Here is a 12881-nt window from a genome sequence, read left to right on the forward strand (position 1 = left end):
CTATGCCCAATTCCCAATTCCCCACTCCCCACTCCCCAGACGTATGAGAGAAAAAATTGACGCTTTAACACAAAATCTGGCTCTTACCATCGTTGGCAAAGCTGAGGCAATACGCTTAGTGCTAGTAGCCTTACTAGGCGGTGGTCATGCTCTTTTAGAAGATGTCCCAGGTGTTGGTAAAACTCTTCTTGCTAAATCTTTAGCTCGTTCGCTGGATGGCAAGTTTCAACGGCTACAATGTACCCCCGATTTACTGCCAACTGACATTACTGGCACCAACATCTGGAACCCAAAAAGCGGCGAATTTACTTTTCTTTCTGGGCCAGTCTTTACCAATATTCTCCTAGCTGACGAAATTAACCGCGCTACACCCCGCACTCAGTCAGCCTTATTGGAAGTCATGGAAGAACATCAGGTAACAGTCGATGGTGTCTCTCGTGCGGTTCCCCAGCCCTTCTTTGTCATTGCCACTCAAAACCCTATTGAGTATCAAGGTACTTTTCCCTTGCCGGAAGCGCAAATGGATCGGTTTATGTTATCGCTGAGTTTGGGCTATCCTTCCGAGCTAGAAGAACTCCAAATGCTGCAAAATCTCCAAAATGGTGTAAAGGTTGGTGATTTGCAGCCTTGCATTACCTTGGCAGAAGTACAGGAATTGCGTCACCTCTGCTCTCAAGTAAAAGTGGCAACTTCCTTGCAACAGTACATCCTCGAATTGGTGCGGGCAACACGGCAAGATGAAGAAATCGCCCTTGGTGTCAGTCCACGTGGCACATTAGCATTACAACGGGCTGCCCAAGCGCTAGCTTTTCTATTAGGGCGTGATTATGCCATTCCCGATGATGTAAAATTTCTCGTCCCTCACGTTCTTTGCCATCGCCTTATTCCTAGAGGAGGGCGGAATGCAAGAACCGTTGTTGAGCGATTATTGCGATCGGTTTCTATTCCCTAAACTTAAGGTTTTATCCTGCTTAGATTTCAGGATGTTAGAATCTCCAACAAAATGAGGTAGATAACATAATGAAAGCGATCGAAGTTACTGGCAAGATTGACTCTCAGGGAAACTTGATCCTAGATGAGCCAATTCAGGGAACAACTTATCCTCATCAGGTTCGGGTGATTGTGTTGGTTCCAGAGCAAGTAGAAGAGGATGATCCTGACGATACACCCATTGAGGAGATTAAAGCTAGCTTGAGGAGAGCCTTACAGCAAGCAAAAGCTGGACAACGCCTGCCATTATCGGAAATGTGGGAGGGAATCGATGCCGAATGAACAGCCATCGGTATTAATCGATTTAACTCCTGAATATAAACAAAACTTGCGCTACCTCTCTAAGAGCTTCCGCAATATTCGCTCTGATGTTCAACCGATTATTGAGCAATTACAACAAAGGAATTTTGTAGGAGATAGGATTGCGGGCATTGGTGAAGAGTATATTGTTTACAAGGTAAGAGTACGCAACAGTAATATTCAAAAAGGTAAGAGTGCTGGATACCGATTGATTTATCAAGTTGAGTCACTTACAAGTATTTTGCTATTAACGATTTATTCCAAATCTGACCGAGAAGATATTGGTGCAAATGAAATCCGAAATATTGTGGCTGATTTTTCTAGTGAGTCAGGTTAAAACTGCTAAGAGGTTTTTCCTTGAAATGTTGAGAGATGCACAGACGCAGAAGGATTTGCTAAGAGGCATTGCTATGTGTTGTTACTGCCAACGCTGCGTAAGTCCTATGATTAGCACAAGCGCCACTTCTGAATATTGGGAATGTGAGGAATGTCAATTTTTGTGAAGCGCAAAATCCGTGATGCCTACGGCGGGCTACGCCAACGCCAAGCGCTACAGCAAAGCGCCGAACGCCAATTCAAGCGTCAATTTTTCGGTTTACTTCTGGTAATTGTAACGTGGAGTCTAGCTATGGGTTGGCTTCTAGCCTTGGTAACTAACGCCCAAAGTGCTACTCCTACCGCCGAAATTGGTACTGTTGACATAGTGCCTGCACAGTATCAACTAGGGCAAGAACTGTATTTGGAAAACTGCTCCACGTGCCACATCGCCTTACCACCAGCCGTTTTACCTACCCAAACTTGGAAAAATCTCCTGCAAGACTCGCAGCACTACGGCGCACAGTTAAAGCCTTTAGTCGATCCGCCGCGCATCTTGGTGTGGAAATATCTTTCGACTTTCTCCCGTGTCCAGCTAGACGACGAAGAAACACCCTATCGCCTTAATAATTCGCGTTATTTCAAAGCTTTGCATCCAGAAGTTAAGTTACCACGTTCCGTCCAGCTTGGTAGCTGTGTTAGCTGTCATCCCAGTGCTAATGATTACAATTTCCGCCGCCTGACAGCAGAATGGAAGTGAAAAGTTAGGATCTGAAAAAGAGGCAAGGGAGCAAGAAGCAGGGGGAAAGAATTCTCCCCTTTTCTCCCCTACTCCTTCTCTGGCCCCATCTGGGGGCAAAATGATACTATGAAGAAAGACTAAATATAAGATAAGAGTTAAAACCAATCATTTAGTAAACTGATTGCCTAGTTTTTCTCCTGTTTTTGAGTTAATTCTGATTTGACACCCATCCACAACCAAGACGGTTGGGTTGGGTTAAATGTTTATAATCAATGCCGACCCTTTAATCCCCATCCCCCTTGATTCAGTTCTATAATCTGCCATGCTAAAACTTTTGTTGGGCGACCCCAACGCTCGTAAGCTTAAAAAATATCAACCTTCTGTTACTGAAATTAACCTTCTAGAGGAAGAAATTAAGGCTCTTTCCGATGAAGAGTTAAAAGGTAAAACCGTTGAATTTAAACAACGGTTTGCCAAAGGCGAAACTCTGGATGACCTATTGCCTGAAGCTTACGCCGTTGTCCGGGAAGCAGGACGGCGAGTCTTAGGCTTGCGGCACTTTGATGTTCAACTCCTTGGCGGTATCATTTTGCATGTAGGGCAAATTGCCGAAATGAAAACCGGCGAGGGTAAAACGCTTGTAGCAACTTTACCAAGTTATTTAAATGGCCTGACTGGTAAAGGTGTACACGTCGTCACTGTGAACGATTACCTGGCTCGTCGGGATGCTGAATGGATGGGGCAGGTGCATCGGTTCTTGGGGCTAAGTGTGGGGCTAATCCAGTCAAGTATGACTCCCAGCGAACGCCAAAAAAACTACGACTGTGATATCACTTATGTCACCAACAGCGAAGTAGGGTTTGACTACCTGCGGGATAACATGGCGACATCAATGGCAGATGTGGTGCAACGCCCGTTCAATTATTGCGTGATTGACGAGGTAGACTCGATTTTAGTTGATGAAGCACGGACACCACTGATTATTTCTGGGCAGGTGGAAAGACCTACAGAAAAGTATCTGCAAGCTGCTGAAATCGCATTTACACTCAAAAAAGACGAGCATTATGATGTAGATGAAAAAGCTCGTAACGTGCTATTGACAGATGAAGGATTTGCAGAATCCGAAAATCTTTTGGGAGTCACAGATTTATTTGACCCTGAAGATCCTTGGGCGCACTTCGTTTTCAATGCGATTAAAGCCAAAGAACTTTTTCTCAAGGATGTAAATTACATCGTCCGTAATGGCGAAGTGGTAATTGTGGATGAATTTACCGGTCGGGTGCTACCCGGACGGCGTTGGAGTGATGGACTACACCAGGCGATTGAAGCCAAAGAACACGTAGAAATTCAGCCAGAAACTCAAACTCTAGCGACAATTACTTATCAAAATCTGTTCTTGCTGTATCCAAAGCTTGGTGGAATGACCGGAACGGCAAAAACAGAAGAACCGGAATTTGAAAAAATTTACAAATTGGAAGTTGCGGTAATTCCTACCAACCGTGACAGAAGACGCGAAGACTTGTCTGATATGGTCTTTAAGACAGAACCGGGCAAGTGGGGTGCGATCGCTAGAGAATGTGCCGAAATGCACGAACTTGGCAGACCTGTATTAGTAGGAACCACTAGTGTAGAAAAATCCGAACTTCTCAGCCGACTGTTGAAGGAACTGGCGATTCCTCACGAATTACTCAACGCCCGCCCGGAAAACGTTGAGCGTGAGGCGGAAATCGTCGCCCAAGCTGGACGAAAAGGTGCTGTAACCATTGCTACTAACATGGCTGGTAGAGGTACAGACATCATTTTGGGTGGTAACTCCGAATACATGGCACGTCTGAAGCTGCGGGAATACTTCATGCCCCGAATCGTCATGCCAGAAGATGAAGATAGCTTTGGCGTGCAAAGACCAGCCGGATTGCCTACAGGACACGGTGGTGGTCAAGGCTTTGTCCCTGGTAAAAAAGTCAAAACTTGGCGGGCTTCACCAGAAATTTTCCCCACGCAGTTGACAAAAGAAACAGAAAAACTACTCAAAGATGCAGTAGAAATTGCGGTGCGTGAATATGGCGATCGCAGCTTACCAGAATTGGAAGCTGAAGAAAAGGTAGCTGTAGCCGCAGAAAAAGCTCCCATCGATGACCCTGTAATTCAGAAGTTGCGGGAAGCTTACAACCGCGTTAAGCAAGAATATGAACAATTTACTACCCGCGAACATGATGAGGTAGTGCAAATCGGCGGTTTGCACGTAATTGGTACAGAACGCCACGAATCGCGGCGGATTGACAACCAATTGCGGGGACGTGCGGGAAGACAAGGCGACCCTGGAACTACGAGATTCTTCCTCAGTTTAGAGGATAACCTACTACGGATTTTTGGTGGCGATCGCGTTGCTGGGTTAATGAATGCCTTCCAAGTGGAAGAAGATATGCCCATCGAATCTGGGATGCTCACCCGCAGTTTGGAAGGCGCACAGAAAAAAGTTGAAACCTATTACTACGACATCCGTAAGCAGGTATTTGAGTATGACGAGGTGATGAATAATCAACGTCGTGCTATTTATGCTGAACGTCGGCGGGTGTTAGAAGGTCAAGACTTGAAAGAACAAGTAATCAAGTACGCCGAAAAAACGATGGATGACATCGTTGATTACTATATCAACATAGACTTACCCTCAGAAGAGTGGGAGTTAGAAAAGCTGGTTGAGAAAGTTAAAGAATTTGTCTATCTGCTAGCGGATTTGCAGCCAAATCAATTAGAGGATATGTCTGTCGGCGAGATTAAAGCCTTCCTTCATGAACAGGTGCGGATTGCTTACGACCTTAAAGAAGCGCAGATTGACCAAGTTCAACCCGGACTTATGCGCCAAGCAGAACGTTTCTTTATTTTGCAACGCATTGATACTCTGTGGCGGGAACACCTGCAACAAATGGATGCTTTACGCGAATCGGTAGGATTACGTGGTTATGGGCAAAAAGACCCACTGATTGAGTATAAGAGCGAGGGTTACGAACTCTTCTTGGATATGATGGTCAACATCCGCCGAGATGTGGTGTACTCGTTGTTTATGTTCCAACCGCAGCCTCAGCCAATGATGCAGGCAGAATCAGAGATGGTGTAGGTAGAGAATATCCGATGCAGAGACGCAGAGGCGCAGAGAGTGCTTTTGCGTCTTTGTTTTATGCTAGTAGTGCATTCGCTACATTTTGACTTTTGCGCCCCCACAAGTTGATTATTTACCGAAGAGACGGAGGGGAAGGGGGCAGGGAGCAGGGGGAGCAAGCCCTTTCCCTCTGCGTGGAGCGTAGCGGAACATGAGTGCCCCGCCCTTAAGCGAGTGTTCATCTGGGGCGGAGTACAAGCCCCGTCTCAGACCGTCCCCCTTGCTCCCTGCTCCCTGCTCCCCTGCCTCTTTTGACAAGCCTTTATTTAAGTTGCTAACTAAACTTTTGCTTCCAAAGACTTGAGTAACTCGGTATTCACACCCGATTCACGAGTCAGGGCAATTTTGCCAGTGCGGGCGATTTCTCTTAAACCAAATTTTTGCAACACTTGCACGATCGCTACCATTTTACCTGGATCTCCCACAACTTCTAAGGTGAGAGAATCTTCCGCTACGTCCACGACTCGCGCCCGGAAAATCTGAGACAGTTCGATCACTTCTGAGCGATTGCTGCTACTAGCATTCACCTTCACAAGCATCAATTCTCGCTCTACGCAAGGAGTTTCGGTAATATCCTGTACCTTAAGAACATTGACTAACTTGTATAGTTGTTTGGTGAGTTGCTCGATCACGCGATCATCACCAGGTACAACCATCGTGATTCGGGAAACTCCTCCCTGTTCAGCAGGGCCAACAGCAAGGCTTTCAATATTAAAGCCGCGACGGGCGAATAAACCAGAAATGCGGGAAAGAACACCCGCCTCATCTTCTACGAGAACTGAAAGGGTATGTTTCATCTTCGCCAACAGAGGCTAGCACAGGATTGGAGGAACGCAGACACTAGTACCGCTTTGCAGAATTCACTCATTCAAAATTCAAAATTCCTTGAGTTGTAAACTCTTGACATTTTGTCAAATGTATGTTGATTTCTGTTGTGGCGTACTACTGCACTAATTGTCAGTGCGACCTTTTATTGTAAACTCAATAGCTGCACTCATTGCATTCTCTAGAGAGAAAAAATTGAGCAAAAATCATCCTGCAAGGAGTAATTTCATTGAATGCATCTCTTTTCTTTGGCAGATGTGGCAATTTTGTAAAGCTTTTATACTCAGATTTAATGAGTCTCTAAAGGAGAAAAGTTTTTATGGGTTGGTTAAAAAGACTATTTGGGATGGAAAAACCTCAAAATGCACAGGTAAATCCTACTCCGCAGTCAGTAGCACAAGCTCCTAATACTAATATTGCGCCTACTGCTACTCAATCAATACCCCCGGAACGTCTAGGCTTAAGCGGTGAATACGACCAAAGTGGGTTGGCAAAGCGGGTAGCCTTAGCATTTGATCAAGATCCCCAACTCGATGATGTTAATACTCTTTGGGTTGCTCAAACGGGTAGTACTGTAGTGTTGAAAGGTAAAGTTCCCAGTCAAGACATTCTCAACAAGATGGTTTCTGTAGCTCGTTCTGTGCATGGCGCTACAGATGTTGACACTAACCAAGCCACGATTGGCTAGGTGTTAAGCAATTCAAAATTTAATAGTGGGAAAGGTATTGATTGGCGCGATGCCTACGGCGGGCTACGCCTACGCTCCTATTGCCTAATTATTTAAGGAGTTGATGGTTGGCAATCGCTAACCCACCTCTCAATCCGATCTAAAATAGCTTGGTTGACTTGTTCCGGGCATTCATCATGGGGACAATGACCCACGTCTTCTAAATTCAGCACTTCCAACTTGTCGTTATATTGGGCGAATTGGCTAGCCAGGGCTGGGGGAACAAACCGATCCTTTTGTCCCCAAATTAACAACATGGGAATTGTTAAGGTTGGTAATACCGTCTTGACACTGGGACTAAAGTTAATTCCGATCGCAGCTTTGAACAAAGCACTAAAAGCCCTCGCTGAACCTTTATCTTGGGGAGGGCCAGCTAAAATTTCTATAAGTTCATCGGTAATCGCCTCTGGGTTAGCGTAGGCTAGGCTAGCCCAGCGACGTAGCACGCCAGGACGGCGCACGAAGTTAAACACGGGTTTCAGAATCAACGGCGAAGCGACAACATTTTTAATTGCTCTGACAATCGGTTGCAGCACAGGCGGGATTGCTTCTTGCTCTAGAGAAGGGTCGGGTAAACTCATCATCACCATACCCAGCACCATATCGGGGTGAGTGGCGGCCGCGGCCATAGAAATCAGCGAACCGTTGGAATTGCCTATTAATATCGCTGGTTGACGGATAAATGTTTTCCAAAAGTCGTAAACCTGCTCAACCCAGAGTTCGATGCTGTAATTAGCTGCGGCTTTTTCGGAAGCGCCAAAACCCAGCATATCGATGGCGTAAACTGTGTGATGTTCAGCCAACACCTCTAAATTATGTCGCCAATGACCAATGGAAGCGCCAAAGCCATGTAGCAATATCAAGGGTGTTGTCTTGTGGTTATTTTGGGCAGCGCGAATGTAAGTATAGCGAGTTTGCCAACCGCGCCAAACCCAATCTCTTTGATTACCAACCCGTTCTTGCCAGTGTAATGTAGTGGTCACAGTCGCCTTTGATTTATCAGCGTGGAAATACTATTATAAAACTTTGATTTTTCGCCTTAGGGATCTGCGAGTTAATAGGGTTTAGATGCAGTGGTTGTGGAAATGGGACAACGATTTGCTCGTAAACCTGGAAAATCCAAGTCTCAAAAAGCAGCTTTGTAGAAAATAGCTCAGTACTTGCACTTAAAAAATGCACCGTTGAAGCTCAGAATTTGAATGTTGGAGTTAAAAGCACGACATTTCGAGTTCTGAGCTTTATTTTTGAAGTTCAAAGGCTCAACATTCGAGTAAAAAGGTGCAACTTCCGAGTTCAGAGGTTCAACGTTCGAGCAAAAAGGTGCAACTTCCGAGTTCAAAGGCTCAACGTTCGAGCAAAAAGGTTCAACTTCCGAGTTCAGAGGCTCAAGCATCTTCTTCAGAACTCGAACATTTGGCTTCAGAGGTTAAAGAGTTGAGCTAGAAGTTTAGAATTTGAGTTACAAGAGATATAGCTTACTGGCATAAGGGTTAGGCAATGAGTGAAACTCAGACCCAGTTACCGACAGATACATGGATTTGTGCTTCTTGGCAAGAGTATGAGCAAGCGATCGCTAACTTGCTCAACGAGAAGGGAAAGAGTTACTACTACAAAGGACACATGAGGCTGGAAATGCCACCAGTTAGTTTCGATCATGGTAAAGACCATGTTGTAATTATTTTTGCAGTGACTCTATTTGCAGCACTTAAAAGCATTGCAGCCACAGGTTTAGACACAACCACCTTTCGTAAAACTGGTGTTCAGGATTGTCAGCCCGATGTGGCGTATTACCTCAGAGAACGCGCCCAAACTATCCCAGCAGGTACAGGAATTGTCAACCTTGATAGGTATTCTGCACCAGATTTAGTGATTGAAGTTGCAAAAACATCTCTCTTGGATGATTTGGGTACAAAGCGATCGCTCTATGAAGAGTTAGGTATTGCTGAATACTGGGTAGTAGATGTCCAAAATGCCCAAATCATCGCTTATGCGATCGCAGACCAAGGTAGTAAACGTATTCAAGAATCACAGGTATTGCCTGGGCTGACGATGTCTATTTTAGAAGAAGCCTTACACCGTAGTCGTGAAATAAATCAATCTCAAGTTGGAACTTGGTTATTGAGCCAGTTTCAGCAAAAGGAGGATTGAGTATAACTTTTCTCAAGATATTTTGTGCAAAGACACGATTTTACTCGCATCTCTACAGCGTCTTTCCATGACTTTTACTGTGCGTTCACAAATTCCAAATACCCACTGCTAAGTTCTTTCACCGCCAAATCATAAAATTGCTTACCGTGTTCAGGGGTTGCTAAAGCCGGATTTGATCCCATACGTCCATCTGGATAATGCGCTCGAAAGTCTGCTGCGCTATAAATCCTGTGTCCGCTTGCAACTTCTGGTGAAAGAGGCGCTTGCTTAATCGCCTCTGGATAAACGTACTGAGTGAGGGCTACTTCACTTGGCGTTGCATGAGAACCTTCTTGATCCCCATATAATTCTTTAGCTAGCTTATATACAGAACCGCACATAAACCAGTTTGCCACTTGACATTGCACCTGTTGAGCATTGGGAATCTGCAAATCTTCTAAATGCGCGTAAGTTTCTGAAAAAGCTGCTTTGAGGGTGGCGATATTACCACCGTGTCCGTTAATAAAGTAGAACTTGCTAAAACCAGCTTTAGCTAAACAAGTTACATAATCTCGCACTACTTGAATTAAAGTGCTAGGACGCAGACTGATTGAACCAGGAAAAGCAGTATGATGCAATGCCATCCCCACATTGATTGTAGGGCCAACGATCGCTTGAGTTGCATCACCCACACCAGCTGCGATCGCTTCTGCACAAATGGCATCAGTACCAATTAACCCGGTTGGCCCATGTTGTTCTGTGGAACCAATAGGGAAAATAATCCCCTTGGACTGTTGTAAATAAGCTTCGACTTCTGGCCAAGTACTTAAATGCAGTAACATTTTTGATGATTTCCCTCAATAAAATGGTGTGGGACAAAATTTTTTTCTGCTAAATAGCATTTTCTGTAATTAAACTCCCACTAACACGATTATGAACTCCTAAGATTAACAGTGGTGGCGATCGCTATAATAAATTTCAATAAATAAGATCCCCGACTTCTCAAAGAAGTCGGGGATCTTAAGCTTTTCACATTTTTAGTTATCAGCCACCAACCAAGAATTTACTGCAAATTTTGCAGTAAATGAGACTATTTATTTCTACAAATATTGTTTAGGGGATGTAGTTGCAACAAGTTTTGACAGATATGGATATAAGCAATTTACCGATTCTGCCACTTTATCTTACAACACTTACTGCGAATCGCCCTATACTAGAAATCTCAACTAAATTATGAGATATTCACCTTCTAGATCATCAATTAAACAAAGGGGATCACGCTTTTCCGTTGATTAATCAAAGTAATAATGTTTTTTCACGTCCTTGGTAATTTCCCATGTGCAAGACATACCAGCAGGAAAAGTCACCAAATCGCCTTTACCCATTTGCACTGATTGTCCACCATCAGGAGTAACAAGTACGTCACCTTCTAGAAAGTAGCAAGTTTCTTGAGAATCATAAGTCCAAGGAAATTTTGATACTTCCTTTTTCCAAATTTCCCATTTAAAGACACCCAATTCATTGAGGCGTTCTTGTTGGGGTTGATGCTCAATTTTAATGTCCATATTGGTTTTCTCTAGTTATGTTCAGCAGTAGGATTGAATATCCTCTCCACACTGATCTACTAGATAACACAAAGCGCGAAAACGCAAATAGACAAGTTCGTTATAAAGCGGATTGAGCTTGCACATTGGCGGAATGTGACCTATTTTGCGACCAAAAAGCGTGATATCGCGCTCGAATGGACACTGAGCGGGGATCACTTTAGCAATTAATTTGGCTAACTTCCGATTCTGAATTTCGATTTTGTCTAACCATTGACGTAATGGTTGCAGAAAATCTAATTTCGGTCTAGTAAATTGCTTTTTACTACCTTTTTGATTCTTTTCTTCTAAAGGGCTAATAAAAGCAGGCAGAAAAATACGCTGATTAATTGTTTTAAGCATAGTCGTAGGCAAGGTTTTCCTTGTGTAGATGAACTATTTGCCGATTTGCAATATTACCATGTAATCTATCTGGTCAATTTGCATTGTGCTTGGAAGTTAGGAAGGAGAATAAGCACAAGGCAAAGAATTTACATGGATCTTTGGGGGGAAATGGTTTAACTAATTGTTATTTAAGCCCACCAAATGAGGAAGAACTGTCCCGTTAAATACAAAATAACAAAGAAAATATAAATATGGCATTTCTTTAACTTATGGATTGCTAATCTTCGAGATAGCAATTTTATATATCACATATAAATGCCTGTATAAATGCTTGGTTCTCAAACTGCCTAGTATCTAGAGATGGACTTTGGGTAACAAAAAAACAGTTTCGCTCTAACTCCATATAGATTTTGCTAGGATTAGCCTCTAATATCCAGCGATTTTAGGCTATTAAATATCTAGTAATCTGTCCGGTATGTTACACTAGCTAACTTAGATATTATCTAATAAGTAGCAATAAATAGTTTGATAAGTCCAAGCTAATATACTTAAAGAAGTATAGCACTTATAAGAATATTTGCAATAAATATATCGTGTGTGATGTCCCTACCAATACAGAGGTTCTCACTTTAGTGCAATACAGTCTGAACCTCATCTTGTATTTGAGACACGCAAATACTCCCTTCTTCTTGCTAAAGAGAGGGGTTAGGGGTGAGATTTAAAAATGTACTTCATGCAAAGGAGAACCGTTGTATAGGTCAAGTATTCTGTGAAATGCTATAATTATGAAAGTATTATCTTTTAAAATATTTCAAGCCGTAACAATCTTGATATTTGCTGATATGCTCTACATTCTGCTGCTCTAATTTTGACAGTAATTTAGGCTGTTAACTGTTAACCGTCAACAGCCTTCATGTAAATGTTCAAGTTAAATGCGTAACAGCTTAACTGGGAGATTTGGGGATTGTAGTGAATCGATATTAGCTGTTTAACCACACAACGGCGCTTTGAAGCTATATAGGTACGTATCTTCTGCTAGATAGGTTTCACCAAATCCACCAGCGCCCAGTGTGTGAATAACTTGATAGCGATCGTTCAGCAGCTATATTGTCATGGGAGATTACAAGCAATATTCCTAAGATAATTTTCCGCAAAACTACCTTCATTTCAAATCTAGTAAACCTTCTTCTTTCAATTTAGGATTGAAGCGAATTTGTATTTGCAAACCACGCACTTCTAACAATTGCGTTGAAATTTCTGCTTCTACTCTCCGCGCTACATTTTTAATAATTTTTATTTGTGCTAATTCATCATTAGCTGGATTTTGATAATTTGCCTGTTCTTCAGATGTCATTAAAACTTTGACATCAATAGGATGAGTCCATTTTTCTTTTTGATCCCCATTTCCCCAAGGCACACTGCCATTTTCAGTAATCCAAGCATTTTCAGTATTTTCTAAAATTGTGCGACTAGGGCGTTCAATAGTTTCAACTTTTACCCAATAGCATTGCTGTGGTTGACGGACTAAATGCTGCTTGAGGCTGAGGTAAACATCACGAGAATATCCTACAAATTGCAGCACTTTTTCTTGGTTAAAGATGGCATATACCCCGATTTTACCTTGAAATTGTTCGGGTAATTGACCGCGATCGTCAATGTAAGGAATGTATTCCAGGGCTGCCAAAGAAGAAAGATTCGTTTCAAGAGCCATACATCAAATATTAAACTTACTATTTGCCTGCAAGATTAAGAATTGCTAATTAGGGAAAA

Annotated in this window: 13 protein-coding genes and 1 pseudogene; 7 read left to right on the forward strand and 7 right to left on the reverse strand. The window is 43.0% G+C overall.

Annotation, left to right across the window (positions count from 1 at the left end; translation table 11 throughout):
- The first annotated feature begins 43 nt into the window (after nucleotides 1-43).
- The 5 genes from H6G96_RS11120 to secA all read left to right on the forward strand — a co-directional run bounded on the left by H6G96_RS11120 (nucleotide 44) and on the right by secA (nucleotide 5462).
- On the forward strand, nucleotides 44-952 hold the full coding sequence (locus H6G96_RS11120; RefSeq protein ID WP_190911499.1) for a MoxR family ATPase: 909 nt from the start codon (nucleotides 44-46) through the stop codon (nucleotides 950-952).
- A 68-nt stretch (nucleotides 953-1020) separates the two neighbouring features.
- Nucleotides 1021-1272: a hypothetical protein gene (locus tag H6G96_RS11125; protein WP_190911500.1), complete on the forward strand. Its 252-nt coding sequence runs from the start codon at nucleotides 1021-1023 to the stop codon at nucleotides 1270-1272.
- A complete protein-coding gene (locus tag H6G96_RS11130; RefSeq protein WP_190911501.1) occupies nucleotides 1262-1627 on the forward strand; it encodes a type II toxin-antitoxin system RelE/ParE family toxin in 366 nt (121 codons plus the stop codon). Before H6G96_RS11125 ends, H6G96_RS11130 begins: the two co-directional genes overlap by 11 nt.
- Before the next feature lie 150 nt (nucleotides 1628-1777).
- Entirely contained in the window at nucleotides 1778-2365 is a 588-nt protein-coding gene (locus H6G96_RS11135) for a cytochrome C (RefSeq protein WP_199339486.1), read from the forward strand.
- Between the two features lie 304 nt (nucleotides 2366-2669).
- On the forward strand, nucleotides 2670-5462 hold the full coding sequence (secA, locus tag H6G96_RS11140; RefSeq protein WP_190911502.1) for a preprotein translocase subunit SecA: 2793 nt from the start codon (nucleotides 2670-2672) through the stop codon (nucleotides 5460-5462).
- Between the two features lie 320 nt (nucleotides 5463-5782).
- Here the strand turns inward: secA and ilvN are convergent, their stop codons facing one another.
- The gene (ilvN, locus tag H6G96_RS11145) at nucleotides 5783-6301 is read right to left on the reverse strand and encodes an acetolactate synthase small subunit (RefSeq protein ID WP_114080075.1); all 519 of its coding nucleotides are present in this window, start codon (nucleotides 6299-6301) and stop codon (nucleotides 5783-5785) included.
- Nucleotides 6302-6648: 347 nt separating this feature from the next.
- Between ilvN and H6G96_RS11150 the strand changes: the two genes are divergently transcribed.
- Nucleotides 6649-7017 carry a BON domain-containing protein gene (locus tag H6G96_RS11150; RefSeq protein WP_190911503.1) on the forward strand — a complete coding sequence of 123 codons (369 nt, stop codon included), beginning with the start codon at nucleotides 6649-6651 and terminating at the stop codon, nucleotides 7015-7017.
- A gap of 92 nt (nucleotides 7018-7109) precedes the next feature.
- On the opposite strand, the gene H6G96_RS11155 is transcribed toward H6G96_RS11150, so the two are convergent.
- Nucleotides 7110-8039 (reverse strand): alpha/beta fold hydrolase, encoded by a 930-nt coding sequence (locus H6G96_RS11155; protein WP_190911504.1) that lies wholly within the window; start codon nucleotides 8037-8039, stop codon nucleotides 7110-7112.
- Between the two features lie 514 nt (nucleotides 8040-8553).
- Between H6G96_RS11155 and H6G96_RS11160 the strand changes: the two genes are divergently transcribed.
- Nucleotides 8554-9204: a Uma2 family endonuclease gene (locus H6G96_RS11160; protein ID WP_190911505.1), complete on the forward strand. Its 651-nt coding sequence runs from the start codon at nucleotides 8554-8556 to the stop codon at nucleotides 9202-9204.
- A gap of 74 nt (nucleotides 9205-9278) precedes the next feature.
- On the opposite strand, the gene H6G96_RS11165 is transcribed toward H6G96_RS11160, so the two are convergent.
- The 5 genes and pseudogenes from H6G96_RS11165 to H6G96_RS11180 form a co-directional block, all read right to left on the reverse strand.
- Complete coding sequence (locus H6G96_RS11165; protein ID WP_190911506.1) at nucleotides 9279-10025, reverse strand: creatininase family protein; 747 nt, start codon at nucleotides 10023-10025, stop codon at nucleotides 9279-9281.
- A 450-nt stretch (nucleotides 10026-10475) separates the two neighbouring features.
- Nucleotides 10476-10748 (reverse strand): cupin domain-containing protein, encoded by a 273-nt coding sequence (locus tag H6G96_RS11170; protein WP_190911507.1) that lies wholly within the window; start codon nucleotides 10746-10748, stop codon nucleotides 10476-10478.
- A gap of 21 nt (nucleotides 10749-10769) precedes the next feature.
- Nucleotides 10770-11129, reverse strand: a complete 360-nt coding sequence (locus H6G96_RS11175; RefSeq protein ID WP_190911508.1) for a Mo-dependent nitrogenase C-terminal domain-containing protein — start codon at nucleotides 11127-11129, stop codon at nucleotides 10770-10772.
- Nucleotides 11130-12056: 927 nt separating this feature from the next.
- A pseudogene (locus tag H6G96_RS41265) lies at nucleotides 12057-12213 on the reverse strand (serine/threonine protein kinase); the annotation flags it as partial.
- A gap of 60 nt (nucleotides 12214-12273) precedes the next feature.
- A complete protein-coding gene (locus tag H6G96_RS11180; protein WP_190911509.1) occupies nucleotides 12274-12822 on the reverse strand; it encodes a GIY-YIG nuclease family protein in 549 nt (182 codons plus the stop codon).
- Between the last annotated feature and the right edge of the window lie 59 nt (nucleotides 12823-12881).

This window comes from Nostoc sp. FACHB-892 (assembly GCF_014698795.1).
Taxonomy (GTDB): Bacteria; Cyanobacteriota; Cyanobacteriia; order Cyanobacteriales; family Nostocaceae; genus Nostoc.

What these genes read in the sequence shown, in the direction of transcription:
- H6G96_RS11120 (WP_190911499.1), top strand. Translation starts at nt 44, where the DNA reads ATGAGAGAAAAAATTGACGCTTTAACACAAAATCTGGCTCTTACCATC.
- H6G96_RS11125 (WP_190911500.1), top strand. Translation starts at nt 1,021, where the DNA reads ATGAAAGCGATCGAAGTTACTGGCAAGATTGACTCTCAGGGAAACTTG.
- H6G96_RS11130 (WP_190911501.1), top strand. Translation starts at nt 1,262, where the DNA reads ATGCCGAATGAACAGCCATCGGTATTAATCGATTTAACTCCTGAATAT.
- H6G96_RS11135 (WP_199339486.1), top strand. Translation starts at nt 1,778, where the DNA reads ATGTCAATTTTTGTGAAGCGCAAAATCCGTGATGCCTACGGCGGGCTA.
- secA (WP_190911502.1), top strand. Translation starts at nt 2,670, where the DNA reads ATGCTAAAACTTTTGTTGGGCGACCCCAACGCTCGTAAGCTTAAAAAA.
- ilvN (WP_114080075.1), bottom strand. Translation starts at nt 6,301, where the DNA reads ATGAAACATACCCTTTCAGTTCTCGTAGAAGATGAGGCGGGTGTTCTT.
- H6G96_RS11150 (WP_190911503.1), top strand. Translation starts at nt 6,649, where the DNA reads ATGGGTTGGTTAAAAAGACTATTTGGGATGGAAAAACCTCAAAATGCA.
- H6G96_RS11160 (WP_190911505.1), top strand. Translation starts at nt 8,554, where the DNA reads ATGAGTGAAACTCAGACCCAGTTACCGACAGATACATGGATTTGTGCT.
- H6G96_RS11165 (WP_190911506.1), bottom strand. Translation starts at nt 10,025, where the DNA reads ATGTTACTGCATTTAAGTACTTGGCCAGAAGTCGAAGCTTATTTACAA.
- H6G96_RS11170 (WP_190911507.1), bottom strand. Translation starts at nt 10,748, where the DNA reads ATGGACATTAAAATTGAGCATCAACCCCAACAAGAACGCCTCAATGAA.
- H6G96_RS11175 (WP_190911508.1), bottom strand. Translation starts at nt 11,129, where the DNA reads ATGCTTAAAACAATTAATCAGCGTATTTTTCTGCCTGCTTTTATTAGC.
- H6G96_RS11180 (WP_190911509.1), bottom strand. Translation starts at nt 12,822, where the DNA reads ATGGCTCTTGAAACGAATCTTTCTTCTTTGGCAGCCCTGGAATACATT.